At 45.5% G+C, this 25,987-nt stretch carries 22 protein-coding genes and 1 riboswitch; of the genes, 10 read left to right on the top strand and 12 right to left on the bottom strand.

Annotated elements, in window-relative coordinates; genetic code table 11:
* Nucleotides 1–11 precede the first annotated feature (11 nt).
* Complete coding sequence (gene carB, locus KGMB01110_RS14060; RefSeq protein ID WP_117602379.1) at nt 12–3,212, bottom strand: carbamoyl-phosphate synthase large subunit; 3,201 nt, start codon at nt 3,210–3,212, stop codon at nt 12–14.
* Nucleotides 3,212–4,282: a carbamoyl phosphate synthase small subunit gene (locus KGMB01110_RS14055; protein WP_119298970.1), complete on the bottom strand. Its 1,071-nt coding sequence runs from the start codon at nt 4,280–4,282 to the stop codon at nt 3,212–3,214. Before KGMB01110_RS14055 ends, carB begins: the two co-directional genes overlap by 1 nt.
* 245 nt (nt 4,283–4,527) lie before the next feature.
* On the opposite strand from KGMB01110_RS14055, the gene KGMB01110_RS14050 reads away from it, so the two are divergent.
* The 4 genes from KGMB01110_RS14050 (at nt 4,528) to KGMB01110_RS15095 (ending at nt 8,000) form a co-directional block, all read left to right on the top strand.
* Nucleotides 4,528–5,787: a peptidoglycan-binding domain-containing protein gene (locus KGMB01110_RS14050; RefSeq protein WP_119298968.1), complete on the top strand. Its 1,260-nt coding sequence runs from the start codon at nt 4,528–4,530 to the stop codon at nt 5,785–5,787.
* Nucleotides 5,788–5,950: 163 nt separating this feature from the next.
* The gene (locus tag KGMB01110_RS14045; RefSeq protein ID WP_119298966.1) at nt 5,951–7,021 is read left to right on the top strand and encodes a sensor histidine kinase; all 1,071 of its coding nucleotides are present in this window, start codon (nt 5,951–5,953) and stop codon (nt 7,019–7,021) included.
* Nucleotides 7,022–7,036: 15 nt separating this feature from the next.
* Nucleotides 7,037–7,756: a response regulator gene (locus KGMB01110_RS14040; protein ID WP_119298964.1), complete on the top strand. Its 720-nt coding sequence runs from the start codon at nt 7,037–7,039 to the stop codon at nt 7,754–7,756.
* A 100-nt stretch (nt 7,757–7,856) separates the two neighbouring features.
* On the top strand, nt 7,857–8,000 hold the full coding sequence (locus KGMB01110_RS15095; protein WP_170141739.1) for a hypothetical protein: 144 nt from the start codon (nt 7,857–7,859) through the stop codon (nt 7,998–8,000).
* Between the two features lie 161 nt (nt 8,001–8,161).
* On the opposite strand, the gene rseP is transcribed toward KGMB01110_RS15095, so the two are convergent.
* From rseP to pyrH, 6 genes are all read right to left on the bottom strand, one after another.
* Entirely contained in the window at nt 8,162–9,193 is a 1,032-nt protein-coding gene (gene rseP, locus KGMB01110_RS14035) for an RIP metalloprotease RseP (RefSeq protein ID WP_117602384.1), read from the bottom strand.
* 4 nt (nt 9,194–9,197) lie between these two features.
* A complete protein-coding gene (gene dxr / locus KGMB01110_RS14030; protein WP_117888390.1) occupies nt 9,198–10,340 on the bottom strand; it encodes a 1-deoxy-D-xylulose-5-phosphate reductoisomerase in 1,143 nt (380 codons plus the stop codon).
* Nucleotides 10,341–10,391: 51 nt separating this feature from the next.
* Nucleotides 10,392–11,225: a phosphatidate cytidylyltransferase gene (locus KGMB01110_RS14025; RefSeq protein ID WP_119298962.1), complete on the bottom strand. Its 834-nt coding sequence runs from the start codon at nt 11,223–11,225 to the stop codon at nt 10,392–10,394.
* Entirely contained in the window at nt 11,218–11,934 is a 717-nt protein-coding gene (locus KGMB01110_RS14020) for an isoprenyl transferase (RefSeq protein ID WP_117602387.1), read from the bottom strand. The genes KGMB01110_RS14025 and KGMB01110_RS14020 overlap by 8 nt, the downstream gene beginning before the upstream one ends.
* Before the next feature lie 92 nt (nt 11,935–12,026).
* Nucleotides 12,027–12,578, bottom strand: a complete 552-nt coding sequence (gene frr, locus KGMB01110_RS14015) for a ribosome recycling factor (protein WP_117602388.1) — start codon at nt 12,576–12,578, stop codon at nt 12,027–12,029.
* A 55-nt stretch (nt 12,579–12,633) separates the two neighbouring features.
* Entirely contained in the window at nt 12,634–13,329 is a 696-nt protein-coding gene (pyrH, locus tag KGMB01110_RS14010; RefSeq protein WP_117602389.1) for a UMP kinase, read from the bottom strand.
* 230 nt (nt 13,330–13,559) lie between these two features.
* Between pyrH and aroF the strand changes: the two genes are divergently transcribed.
* From aroF to KGMB01110_RS13980, 6 genes are all read left to right on the top strand, one after another.
* The gene (gene aroF, locus KGMB01110_RS14005) at nt 13,560–14,573 is read left to right on the top strand and encodes a 3-deoxy-7-phosphoheptulonate synthase (protein WP_119298959.1); all 1,014 of its coding nucleotides are present in this window, start codon (nt 13,560–13,562) and stop codon (nt 14,571–14,573) included.
* Nucleotides 14,574–14,621: 48 nt separating this feature from the next.
* Nucleotides 14,622–15,686, top strand: coding sequence for a 3-dehydroquinate synthase (aroB, locus tag KGMB01110_RS14000; protein ID WP_119298957.1), 1,065 nt, complete (start codon nt 14,622–14,624; stop codon nt 15,684–15,686).
* A gap of 106 nt (nt 15,687–15,792) precedes the next feature.
* Nucleotides 15,793–16,629, top strand: coding sequence for a shikimate dehydrogenase (aroE, locus tag KGMB01110_RS13995; protein WP_117602392.1), 837 nt, complete (start codon nt 15,793–15,795; stop codon nt 16,627–16,629).
* Nucleotides 16,630–16,692: 63 nt separating this feature from the next.
* Nucleotides 16,693–16,805: riboswitch (TPP riboswitch) on the top strand.
* 98 nt (nt 16,806–16,903) lie between these two features.
* Nucleotides 16,904–17,446: an energy coupling factor transporter S component ThiW gene (gene thiW / locus KGMB01110_RS13990; protein ID WP_117602393.1), complete on the top strand. Its 543-nt coding sequence runs from the start codon at nt 16,904–16,906 to the stop codon at nt 17,444–17,446.
* Nucleotides 17,447–17,657: 211 nt separating this feature from the next.
* Nucleotides 17,658–18,968, top strand: coding sequence for a phosphomethylpyrimidine synthase ThiC (gene thiC / locus KGMB01110_RS13985; RefSeq protein WP_117602394.1), 1,311 nt, complete (start codon nt 17,658–17,660; stop codon nt 18,966–18,968).
* 146 nt (nt 18,969–19,114) lie between these two features.
* A complete protein-coding gene (locus tag KGMB01110_RS13980) occupies nt 19,115–21,898 on the top strand; it encodes a YfhO family protein (RefSeq protein WP_170141738.1) in 2,784 nt (927 codons plus the stop codon).
* Here the strand turns inward: KGMB01110_RS13980 and KGMB01110_RS13975 are convergent.
* From KGMB01110_RS13975 to guaB, 4 genes are all read right to left on the bottom strand, one after another.
* On the bottom strand, nt 21,883–22,770 hold the full coding sequence (locus KGMB01110_RS13975; protein WP_119298950.1) for a DUF5688 family protein: 888 nt from the start codon (nt 22,768–22,770) through the stop codon (nt 21,883–21,885). The two genes, KGMB01110_RS13980 and KGMB01110_RS13975, sit on opposite strands and share 16 nt — an antisense overlap.
* A 224-nt stretch (nt 22,771–22,994) precedes the next feature.
* Entirely contained in the window at nt 22,995–23,507 is a 513-nt protein-coding gene (locus tag KGMB01110_RS13970) for a YqeG family HAD IIIA-type phosphatase (protein ID WP_117602594.1), read from the bottom strand.
* A gap of 9 nt (nt 23,508–23,516) precedes the next feature.
* The gene (locus KGMB01110_RS13965; RefSeq protein ID WP_119298948.1) at nt 23,517–24,245 is read right to left on the bottom strand and encodes a peptidoglycan recognition protein family protein; all 729 of its coding nucleotides are present in this window, start codon (nt 24,243–24,245) and stop codon (nt 23,517–23,519) included.
* Nucleotides 24,246–24,424: 179 nt separating this feature from the next.
* Nucleotides 24,425–25,879, bottom strand: coding sequence for an IMP dehydrogenase (guaB, locus tag KGMB01110_RS13960; RefSeq protein ID WP_117602398.1), 1,455 nt, complete (start codon nt 25,877–25,879; stop codon nt 24,425–24,427).
* Nucleotides 25,880–25,987: the final 108 nt, after the last annotated feature.

Here is a 25,987-nt window from a genome sequence, read left to right as displayed (position 1 = left end):
TTCACTCACATTTATTCTACTTTTGCAATATCCACCAATGTCAGTTTGCGAATATCTGTATTTTCCAGACTGGTTACAAGTGCTCTGGCCGTATCCATTGCGGTCAGAACATTGACACCTGTCTCAATCGCATTTCTGCGGATCAAGAATCCGTCTCTGGAACGATCAGCTCCCTGCGGAGGTGTATCGATAACCAGGTCGATTCGATGTCCGAGGATCAGATCCAGAAGGTTCGGAGATTCCTGCTCGATCTTCTTGACTTCATTTGCCTTTACACCGCCTGCTTTCAGTGCATCTGCAGTTCCCTTTGTGGCAAAGATCCTATAACCAAGGGCTGAAAATCTTCGTCCGATCTCCACTGCCTCTTCCTTATCCTCATCACGGACGGTCATGATCATATTCTTATATTTCGGCAGATTGATACCTGCGCCAAGGAAAGCTTTGTAGAGCGCTTCATTAAAGGTCTTTGCAATACCAAGGCACTCACCGGTAGATTTCATTTCCGGTCCAAGGCTGATATCCGCGCCGCGAATCTTCTCGAAGGAGAATACCGGCATCTTAATTGCAATATAATCTGCTTCTTTCTGAAGTCCCGGTGTGTAACCCAGATCTTTGATCTTGTTACCAATGATCACTCTGGTTGCCAGCGGAACGATCGGAATGCCTGTTACTTTACTGATATACGGTACGGTACGACTGGATCTCGGATTTACCTCGATGACATAAACTTCTTCTCCGCATACGATAAACTGAATATTGATCAGTCCGATTACATGCAGAGACTGTGCCAGTTTCTTGGTATAATCTTCGATCGTATCTTTTACTTTCTGTGACAGGCTCTGTGCCGGATATACGGAAATACTGTCACCGGAATGGATTCCGGCACGTTCGATATGTTCCATGATTCCCGGGATCAGAATATCTTCGCCGTCGCAGACTGCATCTACCTCGATTTCTTTTCCCTGAAGATATTTATCTACCAGAATCGGGTGATCCTGTGCAATTCGGTTGATGATTCCGATAAACTCGTCGATATCGTGGTCATTGATGGCAATCTGCATACCCTGTCCACCCAATACATAAGACGGACGAACCAGAACCGGATATCCCAGACGGTTTGCCACTTCTTTTGCTTCTTCTGCAGTAAAGACAGTGCCTCCGGTCGGACGCGGAATTCCGCATTTTTCCAGAATCTCATCAAACAATTCTCTGTCCTCTGCCGCATCCACATTTTCAGCGGAAGTTCCAAGGATCGGAACACCCATCTTCATCAGACTCTCGGTCAGCTTGATGGCGGTCTGTCCACCGAACTGTACCACGGCTCCGTCCGGTTTCTCCAGATCTACGATGCTTTCCACATCTTCCGGTGTCAGTGGCTCGAAGTACAGTTTGTCCGCAATATCAAAGTCTGTACTGACAGTTTCCGGGTTGTTGTTGACGATAATGGTCTCATATCCTTCTTTTGCAAATGCCCAGGTACAGTGTACGGAACAGAAATCGAATTCGATTCCCTGTCCGATACGGATCGGTCCGGATCCCAGTACCAGTACTTTTTTCTTAGATGAAGTCTCTTCTACTTCATTTTCGCTTCCGAATACAGAATAGTAATACGGAGTAGCAGCCGCAAACTCTGCTGCGCAGGTATCTACCATCTTATAAGCGGCTACGATACCGTTTTCATGGCGCATATCGTGGATCTCGCGTTCCTCTTTTCCGGTCAGCTCTGCGATCACATTATCCGGGAATTCCATTCGTTTTGCTTCTTTTAAGATTTCCGGAGTCAGAGTATGGCTCTTCAGTGTCTGTTCCATTTCTACCAGAATCGCGATCTTGTCGATAAACCACAGGTCGATCTTCGTAATATCATGGATCTCTTCGTATGTGATGCCCTTTCGGATTGCTTCTGCGATCTTCCAGATTCTTCTGTCATCTACGATCTCTAGCTCATCCAACAGCTCTTCCCTGGAAAGTTTGGTGTAATCATAAGACATCAGACTGTCTACATGCTGTTCCAGAGAACGGATCGCCTTCATCAATGCTCCTTCGAAGTTATCGCAGATACTCATAACCTCTCCGGTCGCCTTCATCTGAGTGGTCAGTGTTCTCTTGGCACTGATAAATTTATCAAACGGAAGTCTCGGAATCTTTACGACGCAATAATCCAGCATCGGCTCGAAACTTGCGTAAGTCTTCTGAGTTACCGCATTCTTGATCTCATCCAGTGTATAACCCAGTGCAATCTTTGCAGCTACCTTCGCGATCGGATAACCGGTCGCCTTGGAAGCCAGTGCAGAAGAACGGCTCACACGCGGGTTTACTTCGATGACACAATATTCAAATGTGGTCGGGTGCAGTGCATACTGTACATTACATCCTCCGGTGATATTCAGTTCGCTGATGATGTTCAGCGCAGAAGTACGCAGCATCTGGTATTCTTTATCGCCCAAAGTCTGGGACGGTGCCACTACAATACTGTCTCCGGTATGCACTCCTACCGGGTCAATATTTTCCATATTACATACGGTGATGCAGTTTCCGTTGGAATCCCGCATTACTTCATACTCGATTTCTTTCCAGCCGGCAATACAACGCTCTACCAGAACCTGTCCCACACGGGAAAGTCTCAGACCATTTTCCAGGATTTCCTGTAATTCCTGAACGTTATGAGCGATACCACCACCGCTTCCTCCCAGTGTATATGCAGGACGAAGCACAACCGGATAGCCGATTTTCTTGGCAAATGCCACTCCATCTTCTACATTTTCCACGACCAGAGATGCTGCAACCGGTTCCCCGATCTTCTCCATGGTCGCCTTGAATTCCAGACGGTCCTCTGCTTTTTTAATGGTCTCGGAAGTCGTTCCAATCAGGCGCACATTATGCTCCTTTAAGAAGCCCGCTTCTTCCAGTTCCATGGCCAGGTTCAGTCCGGCCTGACCTCCCAGAGTCGGAAGCACACTGTCCGGCTGTTCTTTTAAAATCAACTGCTCTACCACTTCTACTGTCAGTGGCTCAATATAGACACGATCTGCAATATCCTTATCTGTCATGATCGTTGCCGGGTTGGAATTCAGGAGTACAACTTCCAGCCCCTCTTCTTTCAGGGAACGACATGCCTGTGTTCCGGCATAGTCAAACTCCGCTGCCTGTCCGATTACGATCGGACCGGATCCGATCACCAAAACCTTTTTAATACTGTTGTCTCTTGGCATTATTTCGTTCCTCCCATCATTTCAATGAACCGATCAAACAGATATCCGGAGTCCTGCGGTCCCGGACATGCCTCCGGATGGAACTGTACGGTAAAAATCTTCTTGCCTACATATTCCAGACCTTCGTTGGTTCCGTCATTTACATTATGAAAAGCCGGAACTGCAATCTCAGGATCCACACTGTCTGTATCTACCACATAACCGTGGTTCTGAGAGGAAATATAAACGCGTCCGGTCTTCAGATCTTTGACCGGATGGTTGCCGCCTCTGTGTCCGTATTTTAATTTATGGGTGGTGGCTCCGGTCGCAAGTGCCATCAACTGATGTCCCAGGCAGATTGCAAAAATCGGAATCTCTGTTTCATAAAGTTTGCGGATCTCACGGATCACAGACGTACAGTCTGCCGGATCCCCAGGTCCGTTTGAAAGCATGATTCCGTCCGGATTGGATGCGATGATTTCTTCTGCGGAAGTATGTGCCGGATATACGGTCACTTCACATCCTCTGTCATTTAATGATTTCGCAATATTTTTCTTTGCCCCCAGATCCAGAAGTGCTACTTTCTTTCCGGTTCCTTTCAGGACATGTTTTTCTTTGCAGGTGACTTTGGATACCACATCACCTACCCGGTATTCTTTCAGTTTCGGAAGAATCTCCTCCAGATTGTAATTCTCATTGGTTGTGATCATTCCATTCATAGTTCCCTTTTCACGGAGAATCTTGGTCAGAGCTCTGGTATCAATTCCTGCGATTCCAGGAATATCCTGCTCCTTCAAAAAATCCTGAATGGTTCCTTCACATCGAAAATTGCTTGGCATCCGTGATAACTCACGAACGATATATCCATCCGGCCATGCTTTTGATGACTCCATATCCGGTGTGATTCCGTAGTTTCCGATCAACGGATACGTCATAACCACAGCCTGTCCCGCATAGGATGGATCCGTCAATACTTCCAGATATCCTGTCATTGACGTATTAAAAACGATTTCACTGATCATCTCTCTTGTAGAACCAATGCTGGTTCCGGTGAAAACCGTTCCATCTTCCAAGATAAGAAATGCCTTCATATGTCCACCTTTTCCCTTCCGTATATTTATTCATTTTAAGCTAACTAACAATAACAAAACTTTCCTAAAAAACTCCTCAGTTCAGAAGAAAGGCGCTCTTGGAGTCTTTTCCAGAGCGCCCGCATTCTCGAACTGCACATAATTATACATCATCCCATTTCATTTTTCAACAAATTTTATATGCACACTCTCTTCATTTTTTGCATATTTTATTCAGAAGCTGACCTTATAGGAGCAAAGGATCTATGTTAAGCTCTATGGACAATAATCTTACTTACCGCGGAACTTTCCAGTTAAACGTGGTTTCCGGTATATCAAACCTCCCTCTCTCCGATGCAACTTTGAAAATATATTACACCGGAATTCCTGAAAATCAACTGGAAGAACTGACCACAAATTCCTCCGGGCAGACAGAAACCATTGAACTCCCATCCCCCGCCCCGGAATACAGCCTGACACCAGAAAGCGAAATTCAGCCTTATTCCGAATATACTTTAGAAATTTCTGCAGACGGCTACATTCCTCAGGTAATCTCCGGTGCAGAAATTCTGCCAAATGTAAAAGCTATTCAGAATATTTCCCTGATGCCGGCGGATTTATCCGGTCCCGCCAATGAAATTTTTGTAATCCCGGCCCATACGCTTTATGGGGAATATCCTCCCAAGATTGCAGAAGATGAAATCCAGCCCACCAATGAATCCGGTGAAATCGTCTTAAGCCGTGTGGTCGTCCCCGAATATGTTGTGGTCCATGACGGTTCTCCCAGAGACTCCACTGCCAAAAATTATTATGTCCGTTACCGGGACTATATCAAAAATGTAGCCTCCAGCGAAATCTATGCCACCTGGCCGGAAGATACCATTCGCGCCAACGTCCTCGCCATTATGTCCTTTACGCTGAACCGTGTTTATACAGAGTTCTACCGAAACCGTGGATATGATTTTACGATCACCTCTTCCACCGCCTTTGATCACAAATGGATTGCCAACCGGAATATTTACGATTCCATTTCACTGATCGTGGATGAATTGTTTGCCGATTATCTCTCCCGTCCTAATGTCCGGCAACCGATCCTGACCCAGTATTGTGACGGGGAACGCGTCACCTGTCCGAACTGGTTAAGTCAGTGGGGATCCAAGGATCTTGGAGATCAGGGATATTCCGCCATTGAGATCCTGCGATATTATTATGGAAATGATATCTATATCAATACCGCCGAAGAAATCTCCGGAGTTCCTTCTTCCTGGCCCGGTTATACTCTGGAAAACGGAGCCAGTGGTCAGAAGGTGCGTCAACTCCAGGAACAGTTAAATGTAATCGCCACGGCTTATCCGGCTCTTCCAAAAGTGGTGGAAGACGGGATCTACGGCCCTGCCACCACAGAAGCTGTCCGAACATTCCAGAGTATCTTCGGTCTGCCCCAGACCGGAAACACCGATTATCGCACCTGGTATAAGATCTCTGAAATCTATGTGGGAGTTTCCAGAATCGCGGAATTAAACTGACATCCCCACCCTCCTTCGCTTCTGTCTGATTCGTCTGAAGGATCATACAGATAAAGATTGTTCTGAAACATTAAGATTTCGCTCAGATTTTTTCACCTCCGTTTACTTTCCATTTCAAATATGCTATTTTGGAGTATACGGAACATAAACGGGGGTTTTTCACATGAAACGGATCATAAATAAACTGATCGCATCAAACGATTATCTGTTAACTTTCATTTTGCTTTCCATTGCAACAGGACTGGCTTTCCTGTTCTTTCATTCTACCCCGAATGCCTCGGCAAATATTTCCCTTTTATATATTCTTGCCACCATTCTGGCCGCACGTTATACTGCCGGTTATCGATTCGGTATTTTTGCAGCACTCTTTTCCGTGGTCTGTATTAATTATCTTTTTACCTATCCCTTTTTCAAACTGAATTTCACCCTGACCGGTTATCCAGCCACCTTCATCGGACTTCTGGCAATTTCTATCATTACCAGTGCCACTACCACAAGACTGAAAAAACAGGCGGCTATTATCGCAGAACGGGAACGAACAGTCGAAGAAGCCAAACGAGAGTCCATCCGCGCCAATCTTCTTCGAGCCATTTCCCATGATCTCCGAACTCCACTGACCAGCATGATCGGTGCTTCCTCTTCCTATTTAGAGGAAGAAGAGCTTCTGTCTTCCGAAGAAAAACGGCAACTGGGCGCAAATATCAACAATGATGCCAACTGGCTGTTACATATGGTGGAAAATCTGCTCAGTGTTACCCGGATCCAGGATAATCAGCAAACTGTACATAAAGAACCGGAACTGGTGGAAGAAGTCGTGGCCGAAGCAACACAACGACTGAAAAAAAGACTTCCCGATGCCAGGATCATTGTACATGCACCCGAAGATATGATCCTGCTTCCCATGGATGCACTTCTGATCGAACAGGTACTGATCAATCTTCTGGAAAATGCAATTCTTCATTCCGGAAGTACTGTTCCACCGGAATTGTTCATTACACAGGAAAATCAATCCGTCACGTTTTCCGTCATAGATTACGGACACGGACTGGACGAATCCCAGCTGGAGGATCTCTTCCAGGGAACCTACAATTCCTCTGATTCCTCTGACACTCATAAAGGCATGGGAATCGGATTATCCATCTGCAAAACCATTATTGAAGCACATCAGGGAACCATTGAAGCACATAATCACACAAACGGCGCAGTCTTTTCTTTTACACTGCCGGAATCATAAAGGAGAATGCAAACAATGCATCAGAAATTTTCTATTTTATTCATTGAAGACGAACAGAATATCCTGGATTTCGTCACCAAATTATTAAAGAATCACGGATACAAGGTTTCAACAGCCAAAACCGGAGCCGAAGGTCTGCAATTAACCACCTCGCTCGGACCGGATGTCATTCTTCTGGATCTCGGACTGCCTGATATGGATGGCTGTCAGGTCATTCAGAAGATCCGGACCTGGAGCAGTGCTCCGATCATCGTGATCTCTGCCAGAAGCAACGAATCCGAAAAAGTAAAGGCCCTGGATCTCGGTGCCGATGATTACATCACCAAACCCTTCGGAACATCGGAGCTGTTGGCACGAATCCGCACCTCCATCCGTCACAGTAATCGTCTGAATAACGACACAGACCTTTATATTCGCCCCTATCAATGTCAGGAGCTGGTTCTTGACTTTGAAAAAAGGTTTTTAACTCTTGCCGGTCAGGAAATTCATCTGACCCCGATTGAATATAAAATTGTATGTTTTCTCGCCCAGAACTCCGGGAAAGTCATGACCTACTCTTCCATTATGGAAAATGTCTGGGGGCCTTTTACCGATACAGATAATAAAATTCTTCGCGTCAATATGGCAAATATCCGCCGCAAGATCGAGGGCAATCCTTCCCAGCCAAAATACCTGTTTACGGAAGTCGGAGTCGGTTACCGTATGTCAGAAGACGAGCAGCTTTCTTCCCGTTAAAATCGCGCTAAGGAAGCCCCTGATTGCTTTTCTTTCCCTGTCTCATCTTTTAAAATATGCGTATAGGGCTTATCAAAAACGCAAAGGAGTGAGACATTTTATGAACCCAGGAATTATGATTCTGATTATTGTCGGAGGTCTGACCGGACTTTTAACCTCATTATATATTCTGGTTTCACTTCCGGTCATTCTTGTATGGAAAGGCATCCGCAAAGTAACAAAAGGCATCCCTCTCACGATGTAGTAGAGTTACCTTTCATACCTACCCAATTAGGTTGCATGAAAAAACGCCAGAACCGATGAACGTCGGAACTGGCGTTTTTTCGTATCTTATTTTTGAATTCCAGTGAAAATAAGCGGTTCCCGTTGCAACCTTTTGCGGGAAGAAATAAACCTTCATATACTTTATAAAAGTTTCAGGATATCATTATACATAATTACGACCATCAATACCATCAATGCCACAAGTCCTGCAAAATGGACCATCCCTTCTTTTTCCGGCGGCACCCGTTTTCTTCTGACCGCTTCGATCAGCAGAAAGACCAGTCTTCCGCCATCCAATGCAGGAATCGGCAACAGGTTCATAACCCCCAGGTTCGCCGATAATAAAATGGCGATACTTAAGAAGTTCAGCGCAACTACGCCAGCTCCCATGGATGAGGACTCCTTGTAGGTGGTATCCATCATATCTACCACTCCCACAGGTCCGGACATATCCTTGATTCCGACCTGCCCTCTGACCATCATTTTCAGGCACTGGATCGTATATTTCACCATATATTCCAGATTATACCAGCCATACTGCACCGCAGTGATCGCATTTGCCTTTGTCTGCGCCGTCGGGCCTTTTACTCCGTAATAATAATATCCGGTGTCTTCGTCCTGCTTCGGTGTCAGAGTTACGGTATATGTCTCGCCGTCACGTCTGTACGTGATCTCCGCAGATTCTCCCTGATGCATGGCATTGTAAATCGAAACTTCTCTCCAGAGATGGATCCGACTGTTATTAATCTTTAACAGTTCATCCCCCTCCTGCATCCCGGCTTCCTCTGCCGCATATCCTTCCGTGACACCACTAAGCACCGGTTTGTCATATCCGACAAATCCGACCAGAATCACCGCCATAATAAAAGCCAGGATAAAATTAAATACAGGGCCGGCTGCGATCACCGAGATTCGGGCCCAGACAGATTTGCTGTTAAAGCTGCCTTCCGCCAGATTCTCCGCGTCATCCTCTCCCATCATGCATGCTCCGCCAAACGGCAGCAGCTTCAGAGAAAATTTTGTCCCTTTGATCTCTTTTCCGAAAATCGTAGGCCCCAGTCCCAGACAGAATTCGTCTACCTGTATTCCGTTTAATTTTGCAAGTGTAAAATGCCCCAGTTCATGAAAGATCACGATAAAACTGAATACAATAATCGCTAAAACAATTCCCATGCTCCTACCATCTGCTTTCAATAAATTCGTAAGTTTCCTGTTCGATCTCCAGGATTTCATCCAGAGTCGGTTCTTTTCTGGTCTGATGATTTCTCATACACTCCTGAATGATCTCCGTGATCTGCGGATACCGGATCTTGCGGGCAAGAAATTTGCTGACCGCCCTTTCATTTGCCGCGTTGAATACGGTTGGAAGCGTTCCCCCAACTGTACCGGCCTCATACGCCAATCTTAATCCATAAAAGGTTTTCATATCCGGTTTCTCAAAGGTAATCCGGGTCAGTGTCTCAAAATCCAAACGCTCTCCTGACAGATACCGTCGATCCGGATAGGTCAGTGCATATTGAATCGGCAGTCTCATGTCCGGTGTACCAAGCTGTGCCATGACCGCACCGTCATCAAATTCCACCATGGAATGAATGATACTCTGTGGCTGAACCACAACCTGCACCTGTTCCATCTTTACGTCAAAGAGCCATCTTGCCTCCATCACTTCCAGACCTTTATTAACCATGGTCGAAGAATCGATGGTGATCTTTTTACCCATCGCCCAGTTCGGGTGTTTCAGAGCATCCTCAAGCTGCACCTTCTCCAGATCTTCTTTTTTCTTTCCCCGGAACGGACCGCCCGAAGCCGTAAGCAGGATCTTGTGCGGACGGATCTCTTTTTTTGCCTGTAAACACTGGAAGATTGCACTGTGTTCACTGTCCACCGGCAGGATCTTTACCTGCTTTTCCGCTGCCAGTGGCATGATCAGATGTCCCGCCGTCACCAGTGTTTCTTTATTGGCAAGTGCAATATCTTTTCCGGCCTTGATTGCCTCAATCGTCGGACGGATTCCAATCATACCGACAACAGCCGTCACGAGCACATCTGCTTCTTCCATCACTGCCAGTTCCAGAAGCCCTTCCATCCCGGAGAGGACACAGACATCCAGATCCTTCACCTTCGTCCGGAGTTCTCTGGCTTTTTCTTCCTCCCAGACTGCCACCTTTTTCGGATGGAACTCCCTGATCTGCTCCTCCAGTCGTACAATATTACTTCCGGCCGCCAGTGCACAGATCTCCATATCTTCCTGACATCTCACCACATCCAGTGTCTGGGTTCCGATGGAACCGGTAGACCCTAATACTACAATATGCTTCATTTTCCTGATCGTCCCTTCTTTTTATCCCCTGTTTCAAATTCTTCACCGGTTTTACAGCAATGCTACCAGATAATAAATGATCGGCGCCGTAAAGATTACGCTGTCAAAGCGGTCCAGAATTCCTCCGTGTCCCGGAATCAGTGTTCCGTAATCTTTGATCTCATGATTTCGTTTGATTGCCGAAGCCGCCAGATCTCCTACCATAGAGATCAACGCACCTGCCGCACACACGATCGCATATCCTGCAACCGCGACATTTGCTCCGCCCCAGTGATTGATGGCACATCCGTACAACACGCCCAAAAGCGCTGCTCCTACGACACCGCCCACTGCTCCTTCGGTGGATTTCTTCGGACTCAGAACCGGTGCCATTTTATGTTTTCCGATCAACATTCCGGTACAGTAAGCACAGGTGTCACATCCCCAGGAACATAAGAATACCAGCCATACACTGAATACGCCTCCCGGCAGGATTCTGGTCTGGAAAATATAAGACAGCATCACCGCTACATAGAACACCCCAAAAAATGCAACCACGATCTGTTCCGTTTTATAATGCGGAAATGCAAAGACGTAGGATGCCATCAGCAGGATCACCAGAACCATCGTCAGCATCAGCGGCCAGTCTACCGCATCAAAATACGGATTTTCATTAAACAAATTCCGATACAGATCCAGGTAAATTCCGATATAAAACAAAATCGCACCCAGATACCCTATGATACCGGGAGCCTTTTTATCTATCCCGAAGACTTTATACAATTCATTCATACCGATCAGGCTGATGATCAGCACCGTGGCAAACAGAAGGTTGCCTCCACAGATTACCGTTACCAGCGCAATCAATACCAGCACAATCCCGCTTAACAATCGCGTCTTAAACATTTGTCTCCTCCTTCACGCCACCGTATCTTCTGTCACGGCTGTTGTACTGAACAACCGCTTTTTCCAGCTCTTCCTTGGTAAAATCCGGCCATGGCACATCTGTAAAATAGAATTCCGCATAAGCCAACTGCCACAACAGGAAATTGGACAGTCTCAATTCCCCGCTGGTACGAATCAGCAGATCCGGATCCGGGATTCCTTTGGTATCCAGATAGTCCGAGAACAACTCTTCCGTTATATCTTCTGCCTTTACCGAACCTTTCATGCAGTCATCACTTAACTTCTTCATGGCACGAATCATCTCATCACGACTCCCATAGTTAATCGCAATCTGAAAATTCAAACCGCCATTGTCCTTCGTAGCCTCTTCCAGTTCGAGAATCCGCTTCTGAATATCTTCATCCAGACGTGTAATATCGCCGATCACACGAACCTTCATATCATTTTGTGCTGCTGTTTTCAGACAAGTCTTCATATAATTGCGCAACAGCTTCATCAGCGCATCCACTTCATTTTGCGGACGGTTCCAGTTCTCTGTGGAAAATGCATACACTGTCAGGTACTTGATTCCCATTCTCCAGGCTTCTTCGCAGATCTTTTCCACATTCTTCGCTCCCTGAGCGTGCCCGTAATTTCTCGGCATTCCCCGTTTCTTCGCCCAGCGTCCGTTTCCATCCAGGATAATTGCCACATGCTGTGGTACATTCATGATGTTTCCTCCCTTTTCATCGATTAAAACGCCAAAAGAGGCTCCGGTCAAACACCGAACCGGGCCCCTCTCTTTTTTATTTTTACTTTCTGTTAGACTGTCATGATCTCCTTGGATTTTGCTTCCACAGACTTGTCTACCTTTGCGATATATTTATCTGTCAGTTTCTGCAGATCTGCTTCCATATCTTTGATGGTATCCTCGGAAACCTCAGATCCTTTCAGTTTCTTAAACGCTTCATTCCCGTCACGACGAATGTTGCGGACAGCTACTTTTGCAGCCTCTCCTTTTTTCTTGACGTCTTTTGCCAGCTCTTTACGTCTTTCCTCTGTCAGTTCCGGGAAGATCAGGCGTACAGACGTTCCATCATTGGTCGGATTGATTCCCAGATCAGATGTCATGATTGCTTTCTCGATCTCTTTGAGCATACTCTTTTCCCATGGCTGAATCTGGATCATCCGAGCCTCCGGAACCGATACATTTGCAACCTGCTGGATCGGTGTAGGAGATCCGTAATAATCTACGGTCAGTTTATTCAGTACATTCGGATTGGCACGTCCTGCACGGATCGTTGCCAGTTCTCCATTTAAATTGTCCAATGTCTTTGACATTTTTTCTTCATATACGTTCAGTCTTTCATCCATGTTGAATTCCTCCGTTTCTTTCCTATATTAATGTGGGCATTAAAACAATCCCCGATTATACCGTTACCTTCGTACCGTTAAAGGTTCCGAACATCGTCTCTACGATACTGTTCGGTTCGTTCAGACCAAATACCAGCATTGGAAGCTTGTTCTCCAGACAGAGGATGGAAGCTGTCAGATCCACTGCCGCCAGTTTCTGATCGATCACATCCTGAATACTCAGTTCTGCATACTTCTTCGCATTCGGATTTACCTTCGGGTCACTGTCGTAGATTCCGTCGATTGCCTTTGCCAACAGCATCGCATCCGCCTCAATCTCGATTGCGCGAAGAACTGCTCCTGTATCTGTGGAGAAATAAGGATGTCCGGTTCCACCTGCAAAGAATACGACCTTTCCATTGTTCATTGCCTCTGTCGCTGCATCTTTTGAAAAAAGTTTGGTAAATGCACCGCATACAAACGGGGTATATACTTCTGTCTCCATTCCCACAAAACGGAAAATGTCGGAAACATAAATGCAGTTCATAACCGTCGCCAGCATCCCGATCTGATCGGCCTTTGTACGATCGATGGTCTCGCTGGTTCTTCCTCTCCAGAAGTTACCGCCACCTGTTACAATCGCTACCTGTATTCCCTGATCAACAAGCGTCTTTACCTGCTTTGCAACACCGATACAGGTCGCTTCATCAAATCCTGTCTTTTTCTCACCGGCAAGTGCCTCTCCGCTGAGTTTTAATAATACTCTTTTCATCTGTATGCTCCTTTATATTTTCTAAATTGAAGTATACCATAACTTTGGTATTTTGTCATGCAATTCTGATTCTTCCCGTTTTTTCTTCTTTTCCCTTCCTTTTTCCCAAAATCTATTGACAAAAAGTATGAATCACGTTATCATAATGCATAGTTTTTCACACTTTAAACAGTTAAAATTTTACAGTGCGAATAGATGGGGAATATTGAAACGAAGGAGGATCTTTCCAAATGATCATTGTATTAAAACCAAATACATCTAAAGAAAATGTAGCACGAGTGGAAGAATTAATCAAGCGTAAAGGACTGGATACCCACGTTGTAAACGGAGCGGAAATGACTGTTATCGGCTGTATCGGCGATACCACCAGAGTCGATCCCAAGATTTTTGAAGTGGACTCTTCCGTTGACAAGGTCATGCATGTTCAGGAACCTTACAAACTGGCGAACCGCGCATTCCACCCGGAAGACTCCGTGGTTGATGTATCTGGTGTCAAAGTCGGAAGCGGAAACATGGCATTTATCGCAGGTCCCTGCTCCGTAGAAACCTTTGATCAGGTACTGGAGATTGCCAAAGCCGCCAAAGCATCCGGCGCAAACCTGTTAAGAGGCGGTGCTTTCAAACCACGTACCAGCCCTTACTCTTTCCAGGGACTCGGTCTGGAAGGTCTTGACATTCTCTACAAAGTCAAGGAAGAAGTAGGACTTCCGATCGTTACAGAACTGATGTCCGCAGAATATCTGGATATCTTCGAAGAAAAGGTAGATCTGATCCAGATCGGAGCCAGAAACATGCAAAATTTCGATCTTTTAAAACAGTTAGGAAAGGTAAAACGTCCGATCCTTCTGAAGCGTGGCTTAAATGCGACCTACGAAGAGTGGATCATGTCTGCAGAATATATCATGGCAAGCGGTAATGAAAATGTAATCCTCTGCGAGCGCGGAATCCGTACCTTTGAGAGTTACACCAGAAACACCCTGGATCTCCAGAGTATTCCGGTCCTCAAGAAACTGACACATCTTCCGGTTGTCATCGATCCGAGTCATGCCGGAGGAAAATGGTGGCTGGTTGATTCCATGGCAAAAGCTGCTGTAGCAGCCGGTGCAGACGGACTGATGATCGAAGTCCACAACGATCCGGAAAACGCACTCTGCGACGGAGCACAGTCTCTGAAACCGGAGAAATTTGACAAATTAATGAAAGAACTGACTGCCATTGCAAACGCAGTCGGCAAAACATTCTGATCCAGAAATGATTCAGAAATAATATTTTAAGAAACAAAAGGAGTTATCATGCGAAACATAGTAGTAGATCTTGGAAAAAACAGTTACCCTATTTATATTGAAGAAGGACTTTTGAACCACGCGTCCGATTATATCTTAAAAGATTACCCGGATCGAAGAATCATGATCATTTCGGATGATAACGTCTATCCCCTTTATGGTGATATCCTGGAACGGCAGTTCGCAGAAAAGACATTCTGTACCCATTTTGTTCTCCCACACGGAGAAACCACCAAAAACTTCCAGTCTCTTCCGAAGATTTATGAAGCGATGCTGGATGCCAAAATTTCCAGAAGTGATCTTGTCATTGCCTTAGGTGGAGGCGTGATCGGAGATCTGGCGGGATTTGCTGCTGCCAGCTTCTTAAGAGGCGTCAATCTGATCCAGATTCCCACCTCTCTTCTGGCTCAGGTAGATTCTTCCGTCGGAGGCAAAGTCGCAGTCGATCTGCCTCAGGGCAAGAACTTAGTCGGTGCATTTTATCACCCAAAAATGGTGCTGATCGATCCATCCGTTTTAAACAGTCTGTCCGATCATTTTCTGAAAGACGGTATGGGCGAAGTTATCAAATACGGATGTATCAAGGATGCTTCTCTTTTCAAAAAACTGGAATCCTTTACCTCTTATGACGATTTGAAAACAGAGCTTACTGATATCATCGCACGCTGTGTGGATATTAAGCGGGAAGTCGTAGAACACGACCAGTTTGACAAAGGCGAGCGCATGTTGCTCAATTTCGGACATACTCTGGCCCACACCATTGAGCAGTACTATCATTATGAAAGAGAAAGCCACGGCGAGGCTGTCGGAATCGGCATGTATCAAATCTCGCTTCTCGCCGAAGCAAAAGGACTGACAAAACCCGGCTGTGCAAAACGTATCCTGGATGTCCTGACCAAATACGAACTTCCGGTCACCTGTGGTCTTCCGCTTTCTAATCTGACAGAAGCCATTACTCTGGATAAGAAGAATCTGAATCACCATTTGAATATTATTTTATTAAAAGACATTGGTGACAGCTATATTTATCCGACAGACGCAGCCTTTTTTGATCAACCGGGTCTTTCCGTCTGATTATGACTATAATGTAAGTCTGATCATGATGCGATTTAGCATATTCAATTCTGATACAGATTTACAATCCGATAATTTTTTACATCCACCAGAAGGGACAACTCCAATGAATACAATACCAAATTCTACCGAAAAAATTCAGTTGGGCGTACTGGGCGAACATCTCCCTCACACCCTCTCACCGGAGATACATTTTGATTTATTAAAACAACAACACATTTCTGCCGACTTCAAAGTCTATGAAATGTCCAAAACCGAAGTCCATCATGTCCTGGATGTGATGCGCGAAAAGAACATTATAGGAATGAACGTCACCATTCCTTACAAAGAAACCGTTTACCGCATGATGGATGTCTTGGATCCGCATGCCGCGGAAATCGGGGCCGTCAATACGATCTATCAGAAAGACGGAAAATTCTACGGCTACAACACAGATTATATCGGTGTGCTCAGCATGTTTGAAAAGGCAGGGATCTCCCTGAAAGGCCTTGATACCGTGATCTTAGGTTCCGGTGGTGCTGCAAAAGCGTTAATCTACGCTTTTCATCTTGCCAAAGCCTCCAGTATCACAATTGCGGCAAGAAACAAAAAGGAACTCTCCCATCTCCGGGAAATGTTCCCCTATATTTCTACCTGCAGTTTCAAGGATATTCCGGACGGGGATGTGATCATCAATACCACTCCTATCGGGATGTACCCAAATGTAGGGGAAAGCGTAGTAGATGCTTCTGTCATCCGCCGCTTCAGGATTGCGTCCGACATTGTCTACAATCCGCTGATGACAGAATTTTTACGAATCGCAGAATCCCGTGGGCTTCAGATCGTCACCGGACTGATGATGCTAGTAGATCAGGCCATCGGCTCGGAGGAAATCTGGTTTCACAAGACACTGGATTATAACATGGGGAACCATGTGCATGACGAACTGGCAGCGAGATTTTAAAATACAAGTTTTTTTGCAAAAAGTTCTTGTCTAATTCAACCAATGTTGCTATAATATTTTCAATCGCACATAACGGGGAGCTGACAATTGAGTCGGCTGAGAGGAAGCGTATCTCGCTTCGACCCATAACCTGATTTGGATAATGCCAACGGAGGGAATTTATACCAATGTTTTTTGATAGAGATGCCTTTCGCATCTCTATTTTTTTGTTAGGCATATGTCCTAAAGGTTTCGCACAGTTTTGGAACATATACCATTTCGGAAAGGAGATTTTATGAAAGATACTGTTTCACCAAACCACACTTCCCTTCCCCGCACTTCCGCCACCCGTACTCTGGCAATTGCCGGAGTCTTTACCGCGGTTGCTGTTGTCGGGAGTTTTTTAAGCGTACCGGTCGCAGGAAGTAAATGCGCTCCGGTTCAGCACATGGTCAACATTTTATCGGCCGTGATCTTAGGTCCCGGCTGGAGTGTTGGCATTGCCTTTTGTGCCAGTCTGATCCGCAATCTTTTAGGCATCGGCAGTCTGATGGCATTTCCGGGAAGTATGGTGGGCGCACTTTGTTGCGGCCTGGTCTTCAAATTCAGTAAGAATCTTCCCTTTACCTGTCTTGCTGAGGCTCTCGGCACAGGTATTCTCGGTGGAATCGCAGCTTACCCGGTTGCACGCTTCCTGATGGGAGCTGCTCCTGCCGGACTCTTTATCTATGTGATTCCGTTTCTGATTTCTACGGTTGCCGGAAGTATTCTGGCTTACGTTCTGATCAGACTCTTCCAGAAAAGTGGAATCTTCTCTATGATCCAAAGCGGAAATTAGAGGATTCAAAGCGACACACTGGGGACACCACCTTGTGCCGCTATAAAAAAATCGGACAAAATCCGATCAGTACCGTCAAAACCGGTACAGGCGTCAGCTTTACAGATACATTTCTGTTCAGGCGTTTTACTGTTCAAGCAAATCAATACTGTTCAGGCGTTTTGCTGACGCTGCATTTTCAAAGCTGGTGAAAAGAAATGGAGGTAACACAATGAGAAACTACACAACCCAGATGGATGCAGCAAGAAAAGGAATTCTGACCCCGGAGATGAAAATCGTGGCAGAAAAAGAGTACATGACAACGGATGCTTTAATGCAGCTCGTCGCAGAAGGTAAGGTGGCAATCTGTGCCAACAAGAACCATACCTGCTTAAATCCAGAAGGAGTCGGAAGCATGCTGCGCACCAAAATCAACGTCAATCTTGGTGTATCCCGCGATTGCAAGGATTATGACATCGAAATGCAGAAAGTCATGAGTGCCGTTAATCTCGGAGCCGAGGCGATCATGGATCTTTCCAGTCACGGAAATACTCAGCCATTCCGTCAGAAACTTACATCCGAATGTCCCGCTATGATCGGTACCGTACCGATCTACGACAGTGTCATCCATTATCAGAGAGATCTTGCAACCCTGACCGCAAAAGATTTCATCGATGTGGTCAGACTCCACGCACAGGATGGTGTGGACTTCGTGACACTGCACTGCGGAATCACACGCAAGACCATCGAACAGATCAAGAAACATAAGCGGAAAATGAACATTGTCAGCCGCGGAGGAAGTCTTGTGTTCGCCTGGATGTCCATGACCGGAGAGGAAAATCCGTTCTACGAATATTACGACGAGATCCTGGATATCTGCGAAGAATATGATGTCACCATTTCCTTAGGTGATGCCTGCCGTCCGGGATGTCTTGCCGATGCAACGGATGTATGTCAGATTGAAGAACTTGTCCGTCTCGGAGAACTGACCAAACGTGCATGGGCACACAATGTTCAGGTTATGGTAGAGGGACCGGGACATGTGCCGCTTGACCAGGTCGCTGCCAATATGCAGGTGCAGAAATCCATCTGTATGGGTGCTCCTTTCTATGTCCTTGGACCTCTGGTTACAGACATTGCTCCGGGCTATGACCATATCACTTCTGCCATCGGCGGTGCAGTCGCAGCCATGAGCGGAGCTGCATTCCTCTGCTACGTTACACCTGCGGAACATCTGGCTCTTCCGAATGTGGAAGACGTAAAACAGGGCATTATCGCTTCCAAGATTGCAGCCCATGCGGCCGATATCGCCAAAGGAATCCCTCATGCCCGTGACATCGACGACAAGATGGCAGAAGCACGCCAGAAGCTGGACTGGGAAGCTCAGTATCAGTGTGCACTGGATCCTGAAACCGCAAGGGCGATCCGCGACAGCAGAAGCCCGGAAGATGACCACAGTGATACCTGCAGTATGTGCGGTAAATTCTGTGCCGTCCGCAGTATGAACAAGGCACTGGCAGGAGAATATATCGACATATTGTAATTAAATGCCCCATTTCAATTTCTTAAGTTTTTTTTAGATTCTCTATCACTTTTTCTTCATACCTTTGTTGTATGCTAGGAACCGAAATGTGAAACACTTTAGCACAAACGAATCTAACTTGAGAATATGAAATGGGGTTTTTCTTTATGCAACACTTTCAGCAAAATATACACAACAGATCCTTTAAAAACATCATACCTTATCTTTTCCTGACTTTTGCTGTTTTTCTTTTTACCTGGCTTTTTTGCTTTCGCTACGGCGTTTTCGGCGCAAAGGTAGACTGGATCAGCCAGCACTGTGTATTTCCCGAGTATTTCAGAGAACAGTTCTATCAGACCGGTAAACTGATCCCGGAATTTGCTCCCAATATCGGTGGCGGAGAAAATATCTTTTATTTCGCATATTACGGACTTTTAAGCCCTCTTTTCCTGCCTTCCTATCTGCTTCCTTTTGTGAAAATGTCCGACTACGTGATGGGCATTACGTTTTTGTGCCTGCTTACATCGGTTCTGCTCCTTTACCGCTGGATTCGACGCCAGTCTGTCGCTGTTCCGATTGCATTTGGTACAGCACTTTTATTCCTCCTGAGCGGGCCAATGATCGCCCAGTCCTATTCTCAGATCATGTTTGTGGACTATATGCCTTTCCTGATCCTCGGACTGATCAAAATGGAGCAGTATCTTTCTTCCCGTACACCGAAGACATTACTTCAACTGTCTCTTTCTGTCTTTCTGATGATCATGACTAGTTTTTATTACAGTATCGGCGGTTTGATCGTTCTTGGGCTTTATGGACTGTACGTTTCCTTTCAGGCCGGAAAATTCCCCACCCTTACCTTTATACCTCCCATGATATACGGAATTTTATTAAGTGGGGTGCTTTTGCTTCCCACTGCCTGTGCCCTGGCCAGCCGAAGTTCTGAATCTACTGGAAAAAGCGTTGCTTATTCGCTGAAAGAACTGTTACTTCCTCATTTGCAGTTTCAGGGACTATTCTACTCTCCTTATGGTATCGGTCTGACGACATTTGCCCTGACCGCTCTTTTTGCTGCACTTTTTTCCCATGTCCTGAAAGACCGGTTGCTGAGCCTGGCTGTCTGTCTCCTTCTGTTCCTTCCACTGGCGGCTTACTGTCTGAATGGAGGACTGTATATCCGGGATAAGGTTCTGATTCCGGTTCTTCCACTGGTCTGTTTCCTGATCGCACGGTATCTCGAATCCTTCAAAGAAGAACCGAGTCCGTCTTTTCTCCGTCGGATTCTGCCCTATGTTCTCACAGGATGTTGCCTGCTGTTCTTCTGGACTGCAAATGCTAAAAAAATTTCTCATGAACTCTGCATGCTTCTTCTGGTGGATGCTCTCGTTATGCTGCTTTTCTTCTGCTTTTTATCTGCGCCGAAGCGATTAAAACAGTTTTCCTGTCTGCTGTTGTTGCCCTGCCTGATCTTCCTCAGCTTTTTTAATCAGTATTATGCTTCTGACAAGTCATTGATGATGAGTCGGAATTTTTATCGCCAGATTCATCAGACCCAATATGCAAAAATTTTATCCGATGTCACGGATTCTGATGACTCCCTGTATCGTACCGAACAATGGGGAACCGCCCGGATCAATGCAGCCAATATCAACCGCATCTGGAATATGAACCAATACAGTTCTTCTGTGTATTCTTCTTCCTACAATTCCGACTATATGACCTTTCGTCGGAAAACCTTTCAGTTGGACGAAACCTTCCGTAACTATCTGATGCAGGGTGCTTCTGCCAATCCGGTCTTCCAACGGCTTATGGGGGAAAAATACATTGTTTCCAACCGTGTGGTCAAGGGATATCAGCTCTATAAAAACTATGGACAGACAAAAGTATATAAAAACGAAGCGGTGGCTCCTGTTATTTACGGAACCAACCGCCTTCTGAGTCAGTCCGATTATGAAAAACTGCCTTATCCTTACAATCAGATTGCCTTTTTGTCTGCCGCTGTTGTCGACGAAACCCACTCTGTTGCCATAAATACAGATAACCCTTCCGGCACCACAGACAACAACATCACTGATAACACACCAAACGCCGATAACACGATACTCCCTGCAAATAGCGGTAACACCACAGATGCAGCCCCCACAAATGTACTCACCGTCAGGGATATCGTTTCATCGGCTCCCTTGGCTTCACTTTCCGTCCCTGACGATTTTACGGTCCAGACAACCAAAGCCCAAACTCTGACTATCCCATACGAAGCGAACACTGTCGGCAATTCCGCTCAGGGAACACGGGTACTTTTCCTTCGTTTTGAGATTCAGAACAATCTGCCCACCCACGATGTCACCGTATATCTGGATGGCGTACGCAACAAACTGACTTCTGTGTCTCATGACTACTACAACGAGAATACAACCTTCACCTACGCAGTTGCCCTTGGTGACACCCAGACACAGTCTGTCCTGACCTTCGAAAAAGGAAATTATACGATCCTGAATATGGAAGCTTCTATCGGATATCTGCCGGACAAAACAGCTTCACAGGCTCTGTATCAGTCTGTTTTCCGTCCGGATACGTCGTGTTCTGAGTCTGCGGACTCTGCTTCTTCGGGTCATACGATCAGCGGCACGATTGCTATGAAAACCGATGGATATCTGGTCACTTCCATCCCCTACGACAAAGGATTCCAGATCCTGATCGACGGGGAGAATGTAACCTGCCAAAAAGTAAATACCGCTTTCCTTGGATGCCGCCTTTCTGCCGGAACTCATAAGATCACAATCCTCTACCATGCCCCGGGATTGACCATCGGAAAAACGGTTTCACTCATCGGTCTTTTGCTTATACTCCTGCACTGTGGTTTGCTCTTTTTCTTCCATCGCAAGAACCCACAATTCCCAGGCATTCCAAAGCCACATAAGCATATCATTTCCTCCTCTCAAACCGAAAGCTGACTGACTTTCTTTTCTTCTCTGGAATAGAAGTATGCGTGATTGGAGAGGAATTCCTCCGGAGGTAATATTTTTTCATTCACTTCACGAATCGAATTACGGAAGCGATCCTTTCCTATCACTCCATGTTCCGGAAGAATCATCATCTCATGAACACTGCTTGGAACAAGATAAAAATCATCCTCTACTTCTCCTGCTATCATCTCCAGTACATCCGGATATGTCACGCAGGCTGCCCCGAAACTGTGCAGTCGGTTTGACAGAACATAGGCGATATTCGGGATTGCTTCCACATCCTCGGTTCGGAGCATCCCTTTCAGTACGTCCCTCATCGGTGTCAGTTCTGCCGGTAAGATCGCAGTTGCATTTTTCATTGCCTGTTGATACAGCTCTTCTGTGGAAACACCCCACATTTTCATCTGTGGATACTGAACCCCCATGGTAATCGTTCCGTCTTTTGCCTCAGCCATCAACACATAAAATACGATTGCCAGATCTTCCCACAGAATATGTGGGCTTTGCGCCAGCAGTGTTTCATTCTTTTCCCGGTTAATCAGTTTGGGTAAAATTTTCTTTTTCACTTTCTTGTATGCCACCGCTTCTTCGATAGATTCTGGATCGGTATCCTTTATCTCCTGATACATCAGATTGATCCAGCCCGCAATTTCTTCCATCGTTCTTCCGTCTTTGTAATACTCATAAAGAGCATCCAGATAGACAACCGGTGCAATTGGCGCTTCTCCCCGTCTGATCAGAAGTCCCGCCTTATAACTCTCGTTACATTTCGGCATTTCTTCGATGGTTACATTTACCTCTTCTCCTACTTTCTTTGTCACTTCTTCTCTTATTGCGTCTACGAATTCTCTGTACTCCATAGTACCCCTTTCTTCAGACGCCCATCTTTTTTACGTTGTACTTCTTTTGAAATTTGGCAGATACTGCCAGGATTGACCCTTTCAGGTCTTGGATTTGTTTCGATCTTAGATTTGTTATAAATAACTTCTTTGAATATTATGGTAATCTCGATTATATAAGATTTGCCTCTAAAAAGCAAGAAAAAGTATGTGGAAATCACATACTTTTCGCACCTTGATAAAACTCAACACAGCTTCGGAAGATTTTTCTGTTTCTTGTAAAAATGCAGGACAATCTTTTCCAGATAACGTTTCAAAACGATCTGAATCTCCTCCTTCGGATGGATTGGACGCACCAGAATGCTCGGGATTCCGGACCTTTTTGCCCCAAATACATCCGTAAAAAGCTGGTCTCCTATAAAAATGGTATTTTCACAGGTTGTTCCCATGATCTCCATAGCCTTTTTATAATTCTTAGTGGACGGCTTATGGGCATCATACACATAATCTGTCCCGATTGGCTCATTAAACATCTTTACACGTGGCTCTTTGTTGTTAGAAATCAGACAGGTATGAAATCCGATCTCTTTCAAATGTTCAAACAACTGAATCGCCCGTTTGTCGGCCGGTGCTCCATGAGGTACCAGTGTATTGTCAATGTCGTAGATCAGCCCACGATAACCTTTCTCATATAACGCTTCATAAGGTACTACATACGCAGATGCCAGGTACGCATCCGGATAAAACATTTTAAACATCATTCGTTGTTACTCCTTTTCTAATGCCTGTTTTACATCTGAGCGGAACTGATTCCACGCATCTTCATCTTCCACAAAATATTTCGGACAGATCTTTCCGGTCACATCGTAATGCCGGATCACATCTTTTTCTGTCAGATCAAATTTTTTACAAAGCCATGCGGTAAGCTGTACCATCGAGCGATAGGTTGCCGCATTGAACTGCCCCGTCTCGTCCGGATGACAACACTCGATTGACACCGTATCGGAATTGCGGTCATTGGACGCATAAGCAATCTCCCAGGTCGGAATACACTGTATAATCTCCCCGTCGAGTCCCACTACAAAATGGCTGCTGGCCTTCGTAATATGACTGTCTTTAAGGCCTTCAAAATAATCCCGGTTATTCTGGGCACTGGCTCCCGGATTCGCCGTATAATGGATCACAATCCCCTTGATCCTTCCTGATTTGATCCCCGGTCTGGAATATTCATTCACATCCAGAAGCTGCACATCGATCTCTGGCTTGGACGCATCCACATCTGCACTGTTGTCCTCCCAGTATTTCCCGGATTTCACCACACAGGAACGCACCAGCAGGACAACCGTAAGAATCAGTAAGATCAGCAGACCGATCTTTGCATATAGCTGTGTTCTGTTGTTCCGTTTTTTTCTGCGATTACGTGTTGTTTTTCTTTTGGATGCATTTCTCTTCGACGAAGACCTGTTGGTCCGCCGTCTTGTATTTTTTCCTGCCATCTATTCTTCTATTCCCCGCCTGTTTTCTGGTGTAATTCGTACTTTTTTCTGCCTTTCCGCGCACTGTCCCGCCTGATTCTTAGTCATCCTGTCGCGAAAATTCCAGGTAAACTAAATCTCTGTCTCATCTCAAAAAATGAGCGCGCCGCAAAACTTACAGCGCGCATCTTTTCTTTTTCTTATTCGTCTACACTATAATTCGGTGCTTCTTTTGTAATGTGAATGTCATGCGGATGACTTTCTTTCAGAGATGCGGAAGAAATCTTTACGAATCTTCCTTTTTCTTTCAACTCTTCAATTGTAGCGGTTCCGCAATATCCCATACCGGAACGGATACCACCCATCAGCTGGAATACAGTATCTTCTACAGTTCCCTTATAAGCCACACGGCCTTCTACACCTTCCGGTACCAGTTTCTTTGCACCTTCCTGGAAATAACGGTCTTTGCTTCCGTTTTCCATAGCTGCAATCGATCCCATACCACGATATACTTTATATTTTCTTCCCTGATACAGTTCAAATGTTCCAGGGCTTTCATCACATCCTGCAAACATACTTCCCATCATACAGACATTTGCTCCGGCTGCAATTGCTTTTGTCATATCTCCGGAGTATTTGATACCACCATCTGCGATGATCGGAATGTTGTATTCTTTTGCCACAGAATAGCAGTCCATAATTGCGGATACCTGCGGAACACCGATACCTGCAACGATACGTGTTGTACAGATTGATCCCGGTCCGATTCCGACTTTGACCGCATCAACTCCTGCCTCGATCAGGGCTCTTGTTCCCTCTCCGGTCGCCACATTTCCTGCGATCACCTGAAGATCCGGGAACTTCTCTTTTACCATACGTACTGTACGGATTACATTGGCTGAATGTCCATGTGCAGAGTCCATAACAACTACATCAACTTTTGCCTTTACCAGCTCTTCAATACGTTCCAAACAATTTGCTGTAATACCGATTCCTGCTCCACAGATCAGTCTTCCCTGAGAATCTTTTGCAGAAAGCGGATATTTAATCTGTTTTTCAATATCTTTGATCGTGATCAGACCTTTTAAATTAAAGTCGTCATCTACGATCGGCAGTTTTTCTTTTCTTGCCTTCGCAAGGATTCTCTTTGCATCTTCCAGAGTGATTCCTTCTTTTGCGGTAATCAGACCTTCGGATGTCATAGATTCCTTGATCTTCTTGCTGAAATCTTCTTCAAATTTCAGGTCACGGTTTGTAATGATTCCTACCAGTTTGCCGTTTTCTGTGATCGGCACACCTGAAATTCGATATTTTGCCATCAGATCATTGGCATCTGCCAGCGTATGTTCCGGAGAAAGGAAGAATGGGTCCGTAATAACTCCGTTTTCTGAACGTTTTACGCGGTCTACCTCCTGTGCCTGCTCTTCAATACTCATATTTTTATGAATAATACCGATTCCACCCTGTCTGGCCATCGCAATTGCCATTCTGTGTTCTGTTACGGTATCCATTCCTGCACTCATCATCGGTATATTAAGCCGGATTTTACTCGTCAGATTTGTAGATAAATCAACCTGATTCGGTATCACTTCGGAATATCCCGGCACCAAAAGCACATCATCAAAGGTAATTCCCTCGCCGATAATTGTTCCCATGCTCTTCTTAACCTCTCTTTCTCCTAGCTGTCTTGTTTGTCTAAATAATATTTTAACTGTAATACTACAAAACTTCAAGCCTCGTGTCAAGAAAGTTCGACAAATATG

It is taken from the genome of Mediterraneibacter butyricigenes, assembly GCF_003574295.1.
Classification (GTDB): domain Bacteria; phylum Bacillota; class Clostridia; order Lachnospirales; family Lachnospiraceae; genus Mediterraneibacter_A; species Mediterraneibacter_A butyricigenes.
The sequence above is the reverse complement of the archived record's forward strand: the minus strand, read 5'-3'. Positions and strand labels throughout refer to the sequence as shown.